Below are 18,694 nucleotides of genomic sequence, written 5' to 3'. Positions count from 1 at the left end.
AAACTATGAGCTTTGAAACTATTTCTGTAGTCGGCCTTGGCTATATTGGGTTGCCCACAGCGGCTGTTTTTGCAGCACGTAAAAAGAAAGTCATAGGTGTTGATGTAAATCAGCACGCTGTTAATACGATAAATCGTGGCGAAATTCATATTATTGAACCCGACCTGGATATCGTTGTACGGGCAGCTGTGAATGGCGGGTATCTGCGAGCTACCACAACTCCTGAGCCGGCCGATGCTTTTCTGATCGCTGTACCGACGCCCTTCAAAGGTAATCACGAACCCGACCTGTCTTATATCGAGTCGGCTAGCAAAGCTATCGCTCCCGTTCTGAAAAAAGGTGATCTAGTCATACTCGAGTCAACTTCACCGGTAGGCGCAACTGAGCAAATGGCAGCTTGGCTTGCAGACGCACGGCCAGATCTGAGCTTTCCGCGGACTCATGGCGAAGATTCAGACATTCGCTTGGCCCACTGCCCCGAGCGCGTGTTACCAGGTCATGTATTGCGCGAGCTGATTGAGAATGACCGAATTATTGGCGGTTTGACTGCAAAGTGTTCTGCCGCTGCCGTACGCTTGTACAAAACCTTCGTCGAAGGAGAGTGCATCACAACTGATGCCCGTACAGCAGAGATGTGCAAACTTACGGAAAATAGTTTCCGCGATGTGAATATTGCATTCGCCAACGAATTGTCGATGATCTGCAATAAGATTGATATAAGCGTCTGGGAACTGATTCGTCTAGCTAACCATCATCCGCGAGTTAATATCCTTCAGCCCGGGCCAGGAGTTGGAGGACACTGTATCGCTGTTGACCCTTGGTTTATCGTGAGTAAAACTCCAGACGAAGCAAGGTTGATACGTGCAGCCCGGGAAGTAAACGAGAGCAAGCCTGAATGGGTACTTGATCAGGTTCGACTAGCAATAGGTAAATTTCTTCAAGAGAATCCATCCAAGACATCTGCAGATACCACTGTTGCTTGTCTAGGTCTGGCGTTCAAGCCGGACATCGATGACCTTCGCGAAAGCCCATCCTTGGAGATTACCCGACGGATAATAAAAGCCCATCCGGGTGCAGTTTTGGCCGTAGAACCCAATATTGACAGCCTTCCTGATTCTTTAAAGGGCAAAGCAACGCTGTGCGATATTGACCATGCGTTGTCACATGCAGATATCGTCGTTCTGCTCGTTGACCACAGTGTGTTCAAGGCAATCCCGAAGAACCGTTTGAGTTCGGTTGAGCTTATCGATACTCGGGGTATCTGGACTTGATTTGAGCTTCTGACAATCGTGCGGATGATAGATGTGGCGCTGCGCTTCATTCCGCGCCACAACGTCACTATAATTCTTAACGTAAATGATGGTGTCTTCGAATGTGCTCTGATGAAGCTGAAAGGATTCTACGATGGTCAATCTGCTGATTCAGGTGCTGACGCTGATAAGTGGTCTTGTTGTAAATTTTGTCATACCTGGCCTTTATGGCTTGGACGCTTATGGCGAGTTCATCAAGGCTAACGTACTCGTTTTTTTATTCCAGAAACTGTTGGACATAATAAACGAGCAGCTCTTGGGTAGTGTGGAAGCCCAGTATATTTTTGCGATGTCATTATGCATGGCTGTCTTAGTTTTTTGCGGATTTAGTGCATTCAATGCAGTGAGCGAGATCGGGAACCCTTGGATGCTAAGTGTAATGTTGTTGAGTTCGGCCTGCCTGCTCTCATTATTTGGTCTAAGGCTTTACAGTTGGATTGTCGGATACCTTGTTTTGTTTCTCGGTATTTTTTCTATATCCTTAATTATAAGTTATCAGAATTTTTTTCCACTGAGTATTGTTGAGGTTCTAATTCTTACCAATTTGGTTCCCTGTGCGTTTGCTTTTGTTGTATTGATTTTCAATGGCGCAAGGTTGCCGTTAGGCCGGCAGTGGCTATCTACATTCAGACAAGTTGCCATGTTATTACCCCGTATGATTTCGATTACCCTAGTCTTCAACCTGTTTACTAATATTCTCCCTTATATCCTTTCCCGGAGTCTTTCCAGTCGAGACCTTGGGCTTTTTCGTGTCGTCGTTTCCATAATTCAAGCGGCTACTAGCCTGTTTCCTGTAAACGTGCGGGCCGTGTTTGTTTCCTTTGTTCACAGTGAGCAGCGTCAGGTCCAGTTTAAAACGATCATGTCTGTTGCCATCTGCTATTTTGCCCTACTAGGGCTGTGTGGCTATGCGGTGGGTTGGCTGTTCCCGAAATTTACGCCGTATCTGGCGATGCTGCCTTGCCTTCCGGTTCTCTATTGGGCCGTAGTGTCAGAGAGATACCTCGTCGCCTCCGGGTTTTATCGGAAGGTCATGGTTATAAATTTGGTTATAGGTGTGATTGCCGTGCTGTTCATGGTTGTTTACGCTCAGGAAGTTAAACACGCAGAATTACTATATGCATTAGGGTTTTCCACCTATTTATTACTTTTACACTTGGTTTGTCGGCCGGGGGTCAATCTCATGGTCGTTTGCTGGGTGGCCTTACTTTCGCCGCTGGCAATCTTCATGAAGAATATTAACCTGATGGGGGGGGCGGCCTACATGTGCTCACTCTTCATTATTTCGGTCGGGATTCTTCGCCTTCGACCGAGAGACATTCTTAATTTGAGGTTTTAATAATGAATGCAGTGAAACTGTATCGTATAGGGAACTGGTTCTATAAGAAGCGAATTCCATTCGTCCCCGGTATCGTGCGTAATTTAATATTTTTGTTGTTTAACTCGTATATTCCGGTCTCGGCCACTATAGGAAGGGATTCAATCTTTGCTTACGGTGCAATTGGAGTGGTATTGCACGCAAATGCGCAGATCGGCCGCGGTTGTGTCATCGGCCAAGGTGTCACTGTCGGAGCCGCCGAAGGTTACGTGTCACGTGAGATCAATCGGTGCCCTGTTGTTGGAGATAATTGTTACATTGGGGCGGGTGCAAAAATTATCGGCGACATAAAGGTCGGCAATAACTGTCAAATAGGCGCCTCCGCGGTGGTGCTAAAGGACGTACCCGACAACGCTATCGTTGTTGGTATTCCTGCCCGCGTGGTGGGGCAGACTTCAATTGAATTTAAGGCTATACGCTCTTAATACGAAGGGTGAATGTTATGACAGATGCTAATGATCGTATTAAAAATGGGTTGGCAATAGCGCTTGCAGCCTGTGTTGCCATTCTTATTTTGCAGGGAAATGGTAGTCTTTTTTACGCGGGTATAGTCGGGATTTGTTTTTTACTTTTGATGGCTGCCGTTTCACCTTGGTTAGGTTTGTTAGCACTTTATCCTCTCGCATTCATGCTGCCCCCAGCGCCGACTTCTATGGGGTTACCGGAACTTACCTTTGTCGCGCTTTTGGCGGTAATATTTATTGGCACGTTCGTGAGGGTCTTGCGCTCCTCAGAAATAAGGTCTGTGGGTGAGTTTTACTTTTACCCTGTTCTGATCGGGCTGGTAATATTATGTGTCAACCTAGCGGTAGCCGTAAATAATAACGTCCCGCTGGTAGATTGGGTCCGAGGGGTTATTCCATTTTTGTTTTTATTTACTCTGTTGCCTATATCGGTGCTGGTTGGCAGCAATGAAAGTAGAATCCGCTGGCTTGGAGGCTCTGTTGTTACGTTGGGTTTTTTGGTAGCTGGTTTTGTAGTTTTTTATTATTTCTATCATCGTATATGGCAACCATACTGGCTTGTTTCAGTCAATGGGGAGTCCGTAAGAATTTCCCAGGAAGCGGCGCTGGATAATTTAAAGGCCGTAGGTCCAATGCGGGATCGGATAACAATGTTGGTCGCACAAGCCACAGACGTGTTTTTGCCGGCGGGGTTGGTTGCAGGAGTCGTGATCAGTACATTAGCGCGCAGTAGAATCATTGCTTTAGTTGGACTATTGATGTCTGTTGTTTCTATGTTTGCGGTACTTATCACTTTCACGAGAAGTATGTTACTGAGTGCGCTTTTGGTACTGGTTTTGTTTTTGGTCTTCGTCATGCACTACCGCCAGGCATTGCGAGTGAAGGTATTAACGACCTTAGCTGCGATGAGCGTACTTGGGTTTTTATTCATTTTTGCTACCGGCATGCAAGAAATATGGTTCGGGCGGATGAGCCTGTTGATGGAGTCGGGAGCTGAAACAGTTATTGAAGCTGTGGGTCCAAAACTTAGTATTTCAAAACTTGATGTATCGAATACTGGAGACGCCCCAGCGCCTGAAAAAGTAACTACTGATTTTAACGTCTCGTCCCGCCTCGATGAATATCGCATTGCTTGGAAAATGTTCTTGTCGCACCCGTTTCTGGGGAATGGGCTTGGCGCTAAGCACGAGATGCGTTGGGAAACGTCGGAGGGTGTTTCATTTACTCAATTCGTCGCTTATGTGCATAACTGGCCGTTGTACATATTGATGGTCGGTGGCGGAGTGGGCCTACTGATTTATGGACTGGTTTTATTGGGGCCGGCTCTTTTTCGCTTAAGTTCAATCAGGTCTGAATCAAGTCACTGGACAGTTATTCGCGTGACTATTTTAACAATGGTCGTATATGGCTTGTTTTTTGCTGTCTTTCGTCTGATTACCTTCAATCTATTACTTGCGGCGGCTTGGGGAACCGTATTTTCGCAACTATTGACCCGTCATCAAAAGACGCAGGGCAGCGTTAATAACGATAATAACTCAGGTCGTATTTTGCACCCGGTTGAAGCTGTACTCCCTGGGTCAGAGTCTGTAAACCAAAAGAATGCGGGAGCATCCTTATAATGTGTGGTCTAAGCTTCTTTTGTGTAAAGAGTGATGTTATAGGCTTGGAGGGGCAAATGGCGGCAAGTCTGGCCGTCACGAAACATCGTGGGCCAGATGCCTCCGGGACCTACTTCACTAGCGTCGATGATTACCAGGTGGGTATCGGCCACAACAGGTTGAGCATTTTGGATCTATCGGCGGCAGGCAGTCAGCCGATGTTTTCCGGTAGTGGGATTAGTATTATTTTCAATGGTGAGGTCTTCAACTTTCGTGCATTGCGTAACGACTTGATAGGCAAAGGCTACAGCTTCAATGGTAGTTCGGACACTGAAGTCATCCTTAAGCTCTATGTTGAGTATAAAGAGCACGCGTTTAAGCTTCTTGAAGGTATGTTTACATTCGTTATTCTCGACGAGCTCAGAAAGAAGACGTTCATTGTCCGGGATGTTGTGGGTATTAAGCCTGTTTATTATTATTCCGACGTCAATGGTATATATGGTTGCTCAGAAATTCGAGGGCTAAAAAGTTACTCGGAAGTGGTCGCGGACGTCGATCGCGACGATGTGTTTGAGTTCTTTAATAATGGCTTCCTATATGAGCCAAACACCGGTTATAAAGCTATTAAAAAAGTGCTGCCGGGATCGTATCTTGAATATGACTTAACAACCGGCGAATGCCAGGCAAAGGTTTATCAAGACATATTGAACTTTAAGTCTGAAAACATTTTATACGATAGTGTGAAATTTGCTATCCAGCGACAGTTGGTCGCAGACGTTCCTGTTGGTGTTTTTTTCAGCGGTGGGGCGGATTCGAGTATCCTCGCCAGCTTCACCGGTAATGCAGATCTGTTTTTTGCCAAATACGAAGCAACTGCGGATTCTGCTATTGATATGCGGTTTTCAGGTGATATTGCCAAGTATCTGGGCAAAAAGCTTGTCGTGACTGAGGTGTCGGACTCAGATGAAGATGTTTTTAAGTCTATAGATTTCGTCGCGGCAAACACTGAGGAACTGGTGTCGGACTATACATTCTGGGCGACGTACCAGTTATCTGCTGCTGCTAGAAAAAATGGGTACACGGTCATGCTCAGCGGCATGGGGGGAGATGAGGCGTTTGCCGGATATCCTCGGTACACAGTCCTTAAGCATCACAAACTAATTCGACTTTTATATCCTATATTTCGGCTTGCGTTGAAAATGAAGCTGTTCCCCAAACGTTTGGACAAAAAGTTTGAGCGGCTTGTCTCTTATGCTCAAGAGACTTACTGGCCATTGGCTTATTCTCGTATGCTAGGGTATTTTTCCAAACAAGAATTGGTAGGTTTTTTTCCTGAATATTCGAGGTTGGAGCAGACCTATATCAAAAGGCTTGATAGCTTGATCCTTAAATATAAAGGGGATCCGGACGATAAGGTAAAGTGCGCTCAGCACCTGGATCAAACCGGGTTTTTAAGCCATAACTTGAGCGTTTCCGATAAGGCCAGTATGTTGGCTAGCATCGAATTACGTGTCCCTTTGCTGGATGAACGGGTGTTTGCTAATGGATTGACTGCCAAAAGTAATGAGCTGCTAGAGGGTGGTGAAACAAAAGCACCGCTTAAACATCTCCTGAAAAAGCTGCTTCCTGCCTCTCTGGTGGATCGACCTAAAACCGGGTTTAACCCTCCTTTGGACGGTCTGATCCGTCGAATTGGCCTGGATCGGTTATCTTCCGAGTTCGACCGGGTCTATCAGTATGTCGGGCGCGAGGAGGTAGCGAAATTGGTAAAAAATCACTTTTCTGGCGGTGTAAATAATACGTACAAGCTGTGGCAGTTGTTATATTTCGAACGCTGGTTAAAACTGAATTTCGAAGGGTATTAAGTTTTTAGCCAGCGCTACGGTATTATTATGAACAGAACATTGATGTCTCGACTTCTGAAATTTTATTATACGGTTAAAATGTTGAGGTCCAAGCAGATTTTTTACCGGATCTACTACCGCTTTTTCAAAGTGTCGCCATTTACCTCGACGGGTTTCAGCAAACGGGATTTATTTAGTTTGTCTGCGGTTCCGAAGTGGAACGCTTCCCGTTATTTGGCGAATGGAGAGTTTAACTTCATGGGTATTCAAGGCCCGGTGGAGTGGGATAACACGAACCTTCCAAAAATCTGGCTCTACAATTTGCACTATCTCGACAATTTGGCTTCTTCAGATGAAGACGTCTCGGCGGCTGGCGACTTGGTCAACAGCTGGATTTCGGGTAACCCTCCGTTTGTCGGTATCGGATGGGAGCCTTACCCGCTTTCGCTACGCATTGTGAATCTGATCAAGTGGTTTCAACGTCAATCGACGTTACAGGCGCGGTGGCTAGACAGCTTGGCCGCCCAAACCCATGCATTATCGGAACAGGTTGAATACCACATCCTGGCAAATCATCTGTTTGTAAACGGGAAGGCCTTGGTAATTGCTGGCTGTTTTATGGAGGGCACCCAGGCTGAATCCTGGCAAGCGCTAGGATTGAAGATACTAGACGCTGAAGTCTCCGAGCAATTCCTGGCGGATGGAGCACACTTCGAACTTTCACCCATGTATCACGCTTCGTTGTTATGGGACATGTGTGATCTGGTTAATTTGGCGCTTCACACTCCACTGGCTCCGTTGAGGTCACGGTTGGTTCGATGGCAGCAAGTTGTCAAACTTGGCATCTTGTGGCTACGTAGCATTCAGCACCCGGATGGTGGTATTCCCTTCTTTAACGACGCCGCATTTGGCATCGCACCGACGTTAAACGATCTGGAGGGCTATGCGAGGCTGATTGGTTGCCTTCCGGATGATAGTGATTCTGACAGGTCATCCGTGTCGATGAGATGCCACATCGAAAGTGGATATGCCGTCATGGATTTCGGCGATAGCTGCAAAGCGCTGTTGAATTTTGCTCAAATCGCCCCTGATTATCAGCCCGGACACAGCCACGCTGATACGCTCAGTTTTGAACTCAGCCTTTTCGGACAACGCATTTTTGTCAATTCTGGAACTTCCCAATACGGTGAAGACAGCGAGCGTAAACGTCAGCGTAGTACTGCAGCGCACAACACGGTCGAAGTCGACGGTCAAAATTCGTCTGAGGTGTGGGCTGGGTTCCGGGTGGCTCGACGCGCGCGTGCCATGTTGGACACTTTTGAGTCTTCTGCTGATAGCGCGCGAATCAGTTGTCATCACGACGGTTACGTGCGCTTAAAGGGCAAAAATCTACACGCCCGAGAATGGCTGGGGAAGGTAGGGGAACTGCAGGTTACTGATCGACTCACTGGGGTTTTTGGTCAGGCTGTCGCCAGACTTTTCGTACACCCCGAGGTCCGCGTTGTACAAAATGGCGAAAATCTGATTGCAACGCTGCCTAGGGGAGAGGTAGTCAGTATTTGTATTGGGGGGGCTTCCAGCATCAATCTGGTTGACTCTACATGGCATCCTGAGTTTGGTAAGTCAGTTTCCAACAAGTGTATTATTGCTGGTCTTTCATCGGAAACCCTTACGACAACCATAAGCTGGTAATGTTTATTTGAAAATTTTAATCTTGAGCTTCTACTATCAGCCCGATCTCTCAGCTGGTTCGTTTCGTACTACAGCGCTGGTCAAGGCTCTTTTGGATGAATTGCCCGCGGATGCCCATATTGAGTTGGTGACTACCTTACCCAACCGCTATAGCTCGTTCAGCAGCGAAGCGCCAGAGCTGGAAGAGTTTCCACGTCTGACTGTCCGCCGTATTGCTTTGCCAGCCCACAAGAGCGGTATGCTCGATCAAGCCAAGGCTTTTCTCGTCTATGCGAATCGTGTGCGGGGCATCGCTCAGAGGCAGAACTATGACCTTGTCTACGCTACCTCATCACGTTTGATGTCTGCTTCGCTGGGGGCTGTCATAGCTCGTCGTCTGAGGATACCGCTGTACCTGGATATTCGGGATATTTTTGTTGATACGATCAAGGACGTTCTGCCCAAGAAACTAATTTGGCTGGTCAAACCTTTCTTCTCCCTGGTTGAACGCTTTACGATTAAAACCGCAAAAAAGGTCAATCTGGTTTCGGCCGGCTTCTTGCCTTACTTCAAGGCCCACTATCCCAATCAAGTGTATTCGGTATTTACCAATGGAATCGATGATGAATTTCTGAGCGTTCAGCCGGTACAAGAGACGTCGAACACGAATCAGGTTTTGGAAGTCGTCTACGCGGGAAACATAGGTGAAGGGCAGGGATTGCATAATATCATTCCGCAACTGGCCAAGCAGTTTGAAGGTAAATTGCGGTTTCGGCTCATCGGTGATGGCGGTAGACTCCCACAGCTAAGAGAGGCTATCACCGCGATGGGTTGTACCAACGTCGAGCTATTGAGTCCGGTCAAGCGCGATGAATTGATTCAGGTTTATAAGTCAGCAGATGTGTTGTTCTTACACCTCAATGACTACGATGCCTTTCGCAAGGTTTTACCTTCCAAATTGTTTGAATATGCAGCACTAGGCAAACCCATTTGGTCGGGTGTTGCTGGCTATGCAGCTGATTTCGTATCGGAGCACATTGATAATTCGGCGGTATTTGCGCCTTGTGATGTGGTGGGTGCAGCAAAGTCTTTTGAGCGTCTGCAGATGGTAACTTGCCCACGAGTGACCTTCGTTGAGCGTTTCGCCCGTGCAAACATTCAGCGCGATATGGCAAAAGACATAATGTCTGTAATCGAAGGGGTGTGATCATGCGCGTTGTTTTGACAGGCGCCAGCGGTTTTGTTGGCGGCGGGTTGATTGCTCCCCTACTCGAACGCGGTCATCAGGTTACCGCTGCGATGCGCTCGCAACAGACCAATTTGGATTCGCGTGTGACGCAGCGTGTAATAGAAGGGATGTCAGGCCGACAAGACTGGCAGTCGGTGCTGGCTGGTCAGCAGTTGGTCATCCACGTCGCTGCCCGCGTCCATGTTATGAATGAGGAGTCGTCCGATCCGCTTGCCGAGTTCCGTAAGATCAACGTTGAAGGGACGCTTAATCTCGCACGACAGGCGGCTTCAGCCGGTGTGAAACGTTTTATTTTTATCAGCTCCATCAAAGTGAATGGTGAAGGCACCACGTTAGGTGCGTCCTACATTCCCGATGCTAAAGCAGCACCCTCGGATCCATATGGAATCTCTAAATTGGAAGCTGAGCAAGGATTGCAAACCTTGGCTGCTCAGACTGGTATAGAAGTGGTGATCATTCGCCCGGTATTGGTCTATGGCCCCGGTGTGCAGGCCAATTTCCTGAGCATGATGCGTTGGTTGTCCAAAGGTGTGCCTTTACCCTTGGGTGCAATTAATAACCGACGCAGTCTGGTTGCTTTGGACAATCTGATTGATTTGATTGTAACGTGCGTCGATCACCCAGCGGCAGCAAACCAAGCCTTTCTGGTGAGCGACGGAGACGATATGTCCACGACTATGCTCCTGCGCAGAATGGGCAGTGCATTGAATAAGCGAGCGCGTTTACTGCCGGTACCCAGTTGGATGCTTGAAATGGGCGCAACATTATTGGGTAAGCAGGCGCTAGCGCAGAGGTTGTGCGGCTCACTACAGGTCGACATTAGTAAGACGCGTGAACTATTAGGTTGGACGCCGCCGGTCAGCGTTGAAGAAGCCTTACGCAAAACGGCTAAACATTTTTTGGATAACAATACTAAATGAGTATCTGGTGGCTTTTACCGGTTGTAGCGGTCGTTGCACTTATGTTGACGGGTGCCCTGCGTCGATATGCATTGGCTCGAAGCTTGATCGATATACCTAACGCTCGGAGCTCACATGTAGTGCCCACCCCGCGGGGAGGCGGAGTCGCCATTGTCATCAGCTTTTTGTTGGCCCTGATATTGGCCGCGAGCGAAGGCTTTGTCGCCTCATCTTTGCTTTGGGCATTGCTTGGGGCCGGAGCCGGAGTGGCTCTGCTGGGTTTTCTTGATGATCACGGTCATATCGTCGCAAGATGGCGGCTGCTGGGACACTTCATCGGGGCTTCTTGGGGGTTGTTGTGGCTAGGCGGTTTACCTCCATTGCTGCTTTTTGGTTTCGCACTTGACCTGGGTTGGGTTGGTCATGTGTTGGCAGCGGTTTACCTAGTGTGGTTGCTGAATCTGTACAACTTCATGGATGGCATCGACGGCATTGCCAGCCTCGAGGCTATTTGCGTGTGCTTGGGCGGCGCGCTGCTGTACTGGCTAATGGGTCATGGTGAGTTAGCGTTACTGCCTCTGCTCCTAGCTTGTGCTGTAGCAGGTTTCCTGTACTGGAACTTTCCGAAAGCACGGATATTCATGGGTGACGCCGGCAGCGGCTTCTTGGGAATAGCGCTAGGTGTGTTGTCCTTGCAAGCTGCATGGGTTGCGTCGCAGTTATTTTGGAGTTGGTTGATTCTACTCGGGGTATTTGTCGTAGACGCCACTTGGACGTTGCTTCGGCGTTTATTACGCGGTGACAAGGTTTACGAAGCTCATCGCAGCCACGCCTATCAATTTGCTTCCCGCAAAGTGGGTAAGCACTCTCCGGTGACATTGGCGGTGGCGACTATCAACCTATTCTGGCTACTGCCGATTTCCATTTGGGTGGGGCTTGGTGGGTTGGATGGCTTGTTTGGCCTTCTGCTAGCTTATTTGCCGTTGATTGTGTTGGCGTATAAGTTTGAGGGAGGGGCAAAAGAGTAGTAAGCGATCCACCATATCGGGAGCGTCATTAATTTGTAAGCGATCCATAAACCACACCTGTCGCAAGATTGGCGGTTCGTTTATCTTGGCATCTCTGGTGAGCAATTCCATGGCAGCAGTGCTTCGTAGTCTTCAACCGAAGCGGCTTGCGGCAAGCGCTCGAGTACGTGGCGCAACCACGAATAAGGTTCCTAGCCGTTAGCCTTGGCGGTCTCGACCAGGCTATAGATTTGAGCGCTGGCGGTGGCGCCGTTGGGCGTGTCGCTAAAGGTCCAGTTTTTCCTTCCGATGACAAACGGTTTTATCGCGCGCTCAGCTGCGTTGTTGTCTATGGGTAAAAAGCCCGCCTCCACATAGCGCTTCAACCGGCTCCAGTTGTTCGCCAGATAATTAACTGCACGACCCAACACGCTTTGCGGCGTGACGTGCGGTTGTGTTTTATCCAGCCAGCTTTTTAACTGTGCCAATACCGGCAGGCTTAATTCCTGACGCCCGATAAAGCGCTGCTCGACGCTGACGTCTTTGAGATCGCGCTCGATTGTAACCGCTCCATAAACCCCACCTAACAAGGGTGGGCTGGATGGGTTACCGTGAAATCGCTGGTGTGCAATTCCATGGCAACAGCGCTTCGAAGTCTTCTACCGTCTGGGCCTGTGGCAACCGCTCAAGTGCGTGGCGCAGCCAGGCATAGGGTTCCTGGCCGTTGGCTTTAGCCGTTTCGACCAGACTGTACAGTTGAGCACTTGCCGTCGCGCCTTTGGGCGTGTCACTGAACAGCCAGTTCTTGCGACCAATCACAAAAGGCCTGATGGCACGCTCTGCTGGGTTATTGTCTATCGGCAAATATCCGGCTTCGGTATAGCGCACCAATTTATGCCAGTTGCTGGCCAGATAGCTGATCGCTTTCCCCAGCGCGTTTTGCGCGGTCACTTGGGGCTTTGTTTTCTCTAGCCATGCGTGTAGCTGCGTCAGCACAGGAAGACTTTGTTCCTGTCGGCTTTTGTAGCGAAGTTCATCGCCGACGTCTTTTAAGTCGCGCTCGATACCGTACAGCTTATTAATCCAGTTCAGTGCCATATCGGCACGACCCGTCTTACCCTTCGGTTGTACTTTTTGTGCTTCCACGAACTTACGCCGGGCATGGGCCCAGCACCCAAGTCGTTCAACTCCAGCTCGCGCACCTAATGCGTTGTAACCGGCATAATCATCGGTCATCAAATAACCCTGATAGCCTTCAAGCAGGCGCGACGGCACCTCTTGCGCACGGCTGGTCGAGTAGTCAAACAGGATGACAGGCTTGTCCGGCGGTCCTCCTGTTTGTACCCACATCCAAGATTGACTGGTCGGCTCCCGACCAGGCTCTTTCATCACCTGTACCCGCGTTTCATCGCAATGAATGACGCGGCTTTCCAATAGCCGGTCGCGCATCAAATTGAGCAGCGGTTGCAGATGTGTGCCGCATTGGATGACCCAGCGGGCCAAAGTCTGACGTGGGATATCAATACCGTGACGACCCAGAACTTTCTCGAAACGATGAAGTGGCAGACCATCAACATACTTAGTGGTCAGCAACATCGCGAAGATACTTGGACTGGCCATACTTTTTTCAATCAGCTGCGCCGGCTTATCAGCCGTCACTGGCGCCGCTTCGCACCCTCGGCAGCCGTACACTTTACGGATGTGTTTGATCACGCGGATTTGCATCGGCACGATCTCCAGCTGCTCGCTGGTCTCTTCACCGATGGCGTGCTTGCGGCAACCGCAAGCACAGGTCAGTTCGTGCTCAGGAAGCTCGTGAATAACTTCGATACGTGGCAGATCAGCGGGAAGAGCCTTGCGTTTTCCACGGCGCTTGATCGGCGCTACGACTTCTTCCTCTGATTCTTCTGCCGCAGGTTCGGCAGCACTTTCAGCCTCATTAAAAAGCGCCAATTGTGGCGTCAGGGCATCAACCGTTTGTTCTGATTTACGTCCGAACAGGCGCTGGCGAAGCAGCGCATTTTCTTCTTCAAGATGAACGACCTTAGACTGCAGCTGAGCAAGCAATTGCTTGAGCACAGTCGGGTCTTCTGGAAGGCTGTTGGGCATGGTAATGTCGGGTAGCCCCAGATCATTACTGATCCGGGGCCCCCTTAGAACCGTACGTGCGAGTTTCCCCGCATACGGCTCAAGCTTACGAAAGCCAGTCTATTACTGGCCGGTCACGCGGAAGGTGGTTTTTGCAAACCGCTATGCTTAAGTGGCTCCTTGAATCCCTGCTTGTGGCACTGTAAGTGGCAGTCGGGATGGAGCAGTACACGGTTATTTAGTTTATCCGGGCCGCCATCCACCCGCCTGACAACGTGGTGATCGTGCCAGCCGGTATCCTTGCTGATGGCATGCCCGCATAAAGCACATTTACCCTGTTGCCGCCTGAAAAGACTCAGTACCTGCCGCCGATACCGGAGCTTATGTAGCATCCGTTGAACCCTTAATGCTTCCCACTTGAACTCCTGTTCTGCATCGTACGGCTGATACGCACCCGGCAAGCGCTTGTGACGAACGATTACGGTATCCGCCAGCATGTATAGCTGGCGAAACTTTACTGTCCCGTCGATCCCCTTTACTGGGTATACAAATGCCCGGTGAATTCCGGAACAGTAATATCGTCGTTTAAGCCAACCAACAGACTTCCTCGGATGCCGACGCTTTGCCCACCTCAAGATCCGCCAGAAGATAAGGTCCAGCTTGTTAAAGGTGGCTTTCGCCACAACCGGGGAGTGATATTGCGCCCACCCTCGCAGCACTGGGTTCAGTCGCCCCATCAGTGCGCCCTGAGTAAGGGTTCCGCTGTTTTTTATAATATCTCGCACTTTCCGATAGAACGTTGAAACATTCTTCTTCGCAGGCTTGATAAACAGCTTTGCCTTTCTGTGCGGCGACTTCGGGACGTACTTCCTAAAATTCCACCCAAGAAAATCAAAGCCTTGATGGATGTGTGCGATGCGCGTTTTTTCTTGCGATAATGCAACCCCTCGTACAGACAGAAATTGCTCTATCCAAGGCTTGATTTCGTTTTCAAGCAACTCTTTCGAGTTTGCCAAAACCACAAAGTCATCTGCATAGCGCACAACCTGAACCTTGGTTTTCTTCGCTTCCATGGTGCCAAAGCGTTTTTTCAAGTGATCTTTCAGCAAAAGCTCCAAACCATTCAAGGTGGCGTTTGCCAGACAGGGAGAGATGATACCGCCCTGTGGCGTGCCTTCCTCCGTAGCAACAAATTGCCCCCGGTCAACAACCCCGGTTTTCAGCCATTTGCGCAGTATCGTCTTATCCATTGGGATATTTTGACAAAGCCAATCATGGCTGATGTTATCGAAAAAACCTTTGATGTCCCCTTCCAGAATCCAGACAGGGGCTACTTGGGCGGCCAGCAAATGAAACAGCTCTACCATTGCGTCGGCCGTCGAGCGATCTGGTCGGAAGCCGTAGCTTCGGGGGTCGCTCTGGCTCTCTACAACAGGTTCAATTGCCAGCAGATGAAGCGCTTGCATGGCCCGATCCAACATCGTGGGAATTCCGAGTGGGCGTTTCTCCTGTTTACCAGGTTTCGGTATCCATACCCGCCTCAACGGTTTAGAACAGTAACCCCGCTTGATCGATAGACACATCACCCCTCGAAGTTTGGCTTGGGGCGTCTCCCACGTTTCGCCATCGACCCCCGGCGTCCTGCGACCCCGGTTCTCCGTGACTCGCCGCACAGCTAAGCATCGCCCATGAAACGAGTGAGTCAGCATGCGTTGCAGGCGCTTCACCTTTCGCCAGTCGGCCTTCCTTGTTGCCTGCGCAATTTTCAACTGTGTTTTCCGAACGGAGGTTTGAATTCTGGCCCAATCAAGACCGTACCAATTCATGGCCCCATCCAAGGACGCAGACGTAACCGAAGTCGGTGGTTGCGTATTCATACAGTCCTGCTCGAAGTTAGAAACTGTTTGCACAGGATCTCTTAGCGTGTACCCGTGCCAACTTCATAGTTCGACGGAATCAACAGTTGTATTTGCGCTCGTAAACCAGATGCACGTCAGCCAGGGTTTCCCCTGCCGGTAATGTTGAAACCGGTATGCCATCCGTTACAGACGGTCCTTTGCTTTTTGCATCCTCCTATTCCCCACACTCATCAACGTCCCTTGCGGAAAGTCTGCCGCCGATGTGGCTGGTAAGGCGAGTGGTCGGGATTGCCACGTTCCCTGAATCGCATCAATTCCCCGTTTAGGCTTCGTCTATCCCCCGGCAGCGCTTCTAGTACCGCATCCCATTACATGACAGGAATGGCTGGCTACAATGCCATTTTGGCTGGGGCCGATAATTGCCGTAGGCCCGTCAATCCTTACGAGGGTTCTGTCGACGATTCACATATGTTAGCCATGCGGGTTGGGTCACTAGTCCCCGTACTACCGTGCAATTCGGTTGTGCTGCGCATCCCGTTACCGGGTTGCACTCTCTTGCGGGAGGGACATTGTTGATCGGGCTTCACACCCCAAGATTGGCTCCTGACGCATGCCGATCTAGTGAACTGACGGATACACGTCAGGCTCGTTACTCCAGAAAGCGGAGTTGAGCAATGAGATCCAGAGCTTACGACTCGTGTTTGACTGCTAACCTATTGAAGTTAAACAGTTGAACACGCGATCTCGTGTCGCACCATGCCGAGGATTATACCAACTATGCGACAAATCGCGGCGTCAAAACTTGATGTGGACGGTTGCGCCACAGGTCAAAACCATCCAATAACCAGTTCAGTTCCTGAACGGTCAGCACGATGGCTTCGTCAGTGATATCGGGTGAGGTTTTGAAACGTTCGGACTCCAAACGCTTAAGCCACAGGCAAAAGCCGTTGCGCTCCCAATAAAGAATTTTCACGCGATTACGGGGTTTATTAAGGAAGACAAAAAGTACCGGATCGAACACTGTCACTTTGATATCCAGTTCGACCAGAGCCGAGAGGCCGTCAATGGATTTTCGAAAGTCCACCGGCTTGGGGTAGAGGTAGACTTTTTCAACTTTAGCGTCGGGTCGCATCATGAGTGCAGGCTCCAGAAAGAGATCGGGAGCACAGCGTCAGCTAATAAGTGGCGGCTTTGAATGTGGGTGTGATGGATCGCTTAGTGCGCCAGTTAAAGCTGGCGGAGGATAGTCGATGAAAGTTCGATACTGGTAAGAAATGGCGAATCAACCAGACCCCGAGTCATGCATGTTGCACCGTGAGGTGCAGGGTGAAGCGTTGACAGGGGAAACCGATGGGCCAGCCATTGAGCCGCGAAATCACAAGTCCGGGATGCCGATGCTGTTAAGCGAAGCAGAAGGCAACACGGAGCATGGCGTTATACGCCAGTCATGCTCTGATCCCGCGCGGTCGGAGACCCTGTGCACGTCGGGAAGTCCTTCGCACAGAAACTGGGAGATCTCAGCGATGCCCGGTGCGCAAGCACCGGGCGGAGTAGGAAAGGCCAAAAGCCGTAACCCTGCTGTCTACGTCGCTGAGAAGTCGGATACGTCCGTAGTACCTGAGAAGCCGTCGAACAAAGGGCCGAGCCCTGCGGAGATGGTGGAGGAAAGGGACGTAGCCAAGGGAAACACCGACACGTCCCCCGCGCCCCGAACACAGAGTCGGATTAGTTGCGCGTCGATGGGACTTGAAGGTGTACGTGAAGCAGCCCGAAGGGAAAAGGGCATGCAGTTCACGGCATTGCTGCACCACATCACACCGCAGTTATTGGCGCAGAGCTTCTATGCACTGCGCCGCGATGCTGCGGTGGGCGTGGACGGCATGTCGTGGCGAGAATATGAGGAAGGTCTTCTCCAGCGTGTGACCAATTTGCACGCAAGGCTCCACACTGGAGCCTATCGGGCAACGCCGTCGCGGCGGGTTTTCATACCCAAAGCCGACGGTAGACTGCGCCCATTGGGCATTGCCTCTCTGGAGGACAAGATCGTTCAGCAGGCGGTTGTTACCGTTCTGAATGCGATCTATGAAGAGGACTTTCTAGGATTCTCGTATGGGTTTCGGCCGGGGCGGAGCCAGCACGATGCGCTGGATGCATTGACGGTCGCGCTGAAAGGCCAGAAGGTGAACTGGATATTGGATGCAGATATCACGTCGTTCTTTGATGAGATCGACCATGAATGGATGCTGATGTTTCTGGGACACCGGGTTGCAGACCGGCGCCTGCTCGGACTGATCTGCAAATGGCTTCAGGCAGGCGTAATGGACGACGGCCGTAGGGTGGCTGCGACCAAGGGGACTCCCCAAGGCGCAGTGATATCGCCGTTGTTGGCGAATATCTATCTTTACTACGTGCTGGATCTGTGGGCAAGGCAGTGGCGCCAACGCCACGCCCGTGGCGATGTGATCGTTGTGCGCTACGCGGACGACAGCGTGGTGGGTTTCAGGACGCAATGGCAGACTCATCAGTTTCTGGTGCAGTTGCAGGAACGCTTGGCCCGTTTCGGTTTATCTCTCAATGCCTCGAAGACACGACTGATTGAGTTTGGTCGTTTTGCTGAGAGAAATCGCAGAAAGAGAGGGTTAGGTAAACCGGAGTTTTTTGACTTCCTGGGCTTCACGCACTGTTGCAGTACCAACAGAAGCGGTGGTTTTCAAATACTGCGACTGACGGTCAAGAAGCGAATGCGTGCGACGCTGCTGGCAATTCGGGATGAGCTGAAACGCCGACGCCACGAATCTGTTCAAGTCGTGGGTCAGTGGCTTACCCGGGTGGTCAGGGGCTACTTCAATTACCACGCGGTGCCGGGAAACCTGATACGTCTTGGTGGTTTTCGTTCGGCGGTTTGCCGTCTATGGCGGCAAGCCCTCAAACGTCGCAGCCAGCGTCATCGGCTTCAATGGTCACGCTACGGACGCCTTGCCGACCTCTACAAACCAAAACCTAGAAATGCACATCCTTATCCTGAGGATCGCTTCGCGTCACGTACCCAAGGCAGGAGCCGTATGCGGTAGTTCCGCACGTACGGATCTGGGCGGGGGGCGGCAGGCAACTGCCGTCCCTACCGCGACCAAACGTCGCAGCCAGCGTCATCGGCTTCAATGGTCACGCTACGGACGCCTTGCCGACCTCTACATACCAAAACCCAGAAATGCACATCCTTATCCTGAGGATCGCTTCGCGTCACGTACCTAAGGCAGGAGCCGTATGCGGTAGTTCCGCACGTACGGATCTGGGCGGGGGGCGGCAGGCAACTGCCGTCCCTACCGC

Annotated in this window: 13 protein-coding genes and 1 pseudogene; 10 read left to right on the top strand and 4 right to left on the bottom strand. The window is 50.5% G+C overall.

Going from position 1 to position 18,694, the window contains the following annotated elements; translation table 11 throughout:
* Nucleotides 1–5 precede the first annotated feature (5 nt).
* From wecC to QN378_RS13595, 9 genes are all read left to right on the top strand, one after another.
* Nucleotides 6–1,271, top strand: coding sequence for a UDP-N-acetyl-D-mannosamine dehydrogenase (gene wecC, locus QN378_RS13635; protein ID WP_323547137.1), 1,266 nt, complete (start codon nucleotides 6–8; stop codon nucleotides 1,269–1,271).
* A gap of 133 nt (nucleotides 1,272–1,404) precedes the next feature.
* The gene (locus QN378_RS13630; protein WP_323547139.1) at nucleotides 1,405–2,649 is read left to right on the top strand and encodes a hypothetical protein; all 1,245 of its coding nucleotides are present in this window, start codon (nucleotides 1,405–1,407) and stop codon (nucleotides 2,647–2,649) included.
* 2 nt (nucleotides 2,650–2,651) lie between these two features.
* Nucleotides 2,652–3,113 carry a serine acetyltransferase gene (locus tag QN378_RS13625; protein WP_323547142.1) on the top strand — a complete coding sequence of 154 codons (462 nt, stop codon included), beginning with the start codon at nucleotides 2,652–2,654 and terminating at the stop codon, nucleotides 3,111–3,113.
* 17 nt (nucleotides 3,114–3,130) lie between these two features.
* Nucleotides 3,131–4,771 carry an O-antigen ligase family protein gene (locus QN378_RS13620; protein WP_323547144.1) on the top strand — a complete coding sequence of 547 codons (1,641 nt, stop codon included), beginning with the start codon at nucleotides 3,131–3,133 and terminating at the stop codon, nucleotides 4,769–4,771.
* A complete protein-coding gene (gene asnB / locus QN378_RS13615) occupies nucleotides 4,771–6,615 on the top strand; it encodes an asparagine synthase (glutamine-hydrolyzing) (protein WP_323547145.1) in 1,845 nt (614 codons plus the stop codon). Before QN378_RS13620 ends, asnB begins: the two co-directional genes overlap by 1 nt.
* 42 nt (nucleotides 6,616–6,657) lie before the next feature.
* Nucleotides 6,658–8,286 (top strand): alginate lyase family protein, encoded by a 1,629-nt coding sequence (locus QN378_RS13610; RefSeq protein WP_323547147.1) that lies wholly within the window; start codon nucleotides 6,658–6,660, stop codon nucleotides 8,284–8,286.
* Between the two features lie 7 nt (nucleotides 8,287–8,293).
* Entirely contained in the window at nucleotides 8,294–9,472 is a 1,179-nt protein-coding gene (locus QN378_RS13605) for a glycosyltransferase family 4 protein (protein ID WP_323547149.1), read from the top strand.
* A gap of 2 nt (nucleotides 9,473–9,474) precedes the next feature.
* Nucleotides 9,475–10,434, top strand: coding sequence for an SDR family oxidoreductase (locus QN378_RS13600; RefSeq protein WP_323547151.1), 960 nt, complete (start codon nucleotides 9,475–9,477; stop codon nucleotides 10,432–10,434).
* Complete coding sequence (locus QN378_RS13595; RefSeq protein ID WP_323547152.1) at nucleotides 10,431–11,441, top strand: glycosyltransferase family 4 protein; 1,011 nt, start codon at nucleotides 10,431–10,433, stop codon at nucleotides 11,439–11,441. The genes QN378_RS13600 and QN378_RS13595 overlap by 4 nt, the downstream gene beginning before the upstream one ends.
* A gap of 80 nt (nucleotides 11,442–11,521) precedes the next feature.
* Here the strand turns inward: QN378_RS13595 and QN378_RS13590 are convergent.
* From QN378_RS13590 to tnpB, 4 genes and pseudogenes are all read right to left on the bottom strand, one after another.
* Nucleotides 11,522–11,980, bottom strand: a pseudogene (locus QN378_RS13590) (IS66 family transposase); the annotation flags it as partial.
* 46 nt (nucleotides 11,981–12,026) lie between these two features.
* Nucleotides 12,027–13,529, bottom strand: coding sequence for an IS66 family transposase (gene tnpC, locus QN378_RS13585; protein ID WP_323547154.1), 1,503 nt, complete (start codon nucleotides 13,527–13,529; stop codon nucleotides 12,027–12,029).
* Nucleotides 13,530–13,642: 113 nt separating this feature from the next.
* Complete coding sequence (ltrA, locus tag QN378_RS13580) at nucleotides 13,643–15,385, bottom strand: group II intron reverse transcriptase/maturase (protein ID WP_323547156.1); 1,743 nt, start codon at nucleotides 15,383–15,385, stop codon at nucleotides 13,643–13,645.
* Nucleotides 15,386–16,142: 757 nt separating this feature from the next.
* Entirely contained in the window at nucleotides 16,143–16,502 is a 360-nt protein-coding gene (gene tnpB / locus QN378_RS13575; RefSeq protein ID WP_323547157.1) for an IS66 family insertion sequence element accessory protein TnpB, read from the bottom strand.
* 649 nt (nucleotides 16,503–17,151) lie between these two features.
* Here tnpB and ltrA (QN378_RS13570) point away from each other — a divergent pair.
* Entirely contained in the window at nucleotides 17,152–18,438 is a 1,287-nt protein-coding gene (gene ltrA / locus QN378_RS13570) for a group II intron reverse transcriptase/maturase (RefSeq protein ID WP_416350622.1), read from the top strand.
* Nucleotides 18,439–18,694 lie beyond the last annotated feature (256 nt).

This window comes from Pseudomonas sp. 10S5 (assembly GCF_035019745.1).
Classification (GTDB): domain Bacteria; phylum Pseudomonadota; class Gammaproteobacteria; order Pseudomonadales; family Pseudomonadaceae; genus Aquipseudomonas.
Note: the sequence above shows the minus strand (reverse complement) of the source record. Positions and strands in the feature narration are given on the sequence as shown.

Excerpts from the sequence above, each read along its gene's own strand:
- QN378_RS13625 (WP_323547142.1), top strand. The coding sequence starts at position 2,652 with ATGAATGCAGTGAAACTGTATCGTATAGGGAACTGGTTCTATAAGAAG.
- tnpB (WP_323547157.1), bottom strand. The coding sequence starts at position 16,502 with ATGATGCGACCCGACGCTAAAGTTGAAAAAGTCTACCTCTACCCCAAG.
- QN378_RS13600 (WP_323547151.1), top strand. The coding sequence starts at position 9,475 with ATGCGCGTTGTTTTGACAGGCGCCAGCGGTTTTGTTGGCGGCGGGTTG.
- tnpC (WP_323547154.1), bottom strand. The coding sequence starts at position 13,529 with ATGCCCAACAGCCTTCCAGAAGACCCGACTGTGCTCAAGCAATTGCTT.
- wecC (WP_323547137.1), top strand. The coding sequence starts at position 6 with ATGAGCTTTGAAACTATTTCTGTAGTCGGCCTTGGCTATATTGGGTTG.
- QN378_RS13610 (WP_323547147.1), top strand. The coding sequence starts at position 6,658 with ATGTCTCGACTTCTGAAATTTTATTATACGGTTAAAATGTTGAGGTCC.
- ltrA (WP_323547156.1), bottom strand. The coding sequence starts at position 15,385 with ATGAATACGCAACCACCGACTTCGGTTACGTCTGCGTCCTTGGATGGG.
- ltrA (WP_416350622.1), top strand. The coding sequence starts at position 17,152 with ATGCAGTTCACGGCATTGCTGCACCACATCACACCGCAGTTATTGGCG.
- QN378_RS13620 (WP_323547144.1), top strand. The coding sequence starts at position 3,131 with ATGACAGATGCTAATGATCGTATTAAAAATGGGTTGGCAATAGCGCTT.
- asnB (WP_323547145.1), top strand. The coding sequence starts at position 4,771 with ATGTGTGGTCTAAGCTTCTTTTGTGTAAAGAGTGATGTTATAGGCTTG.
- QN378_RS13595 (WP_323547152.1), top strand. The coding sequence starts at position 10,431 with ATGAGTATCTGGTGGCTTTTACCGGTTGTAGCGGTCGTTGCACTTATG.
- QN378_RS13630 (WP_323547139.1), top strand. The coding sequence starts at position 1,405 with ATGGTCAATCTGCTGATTCAGGTGCTGACGCTGATAAGTGGTCTTGTT.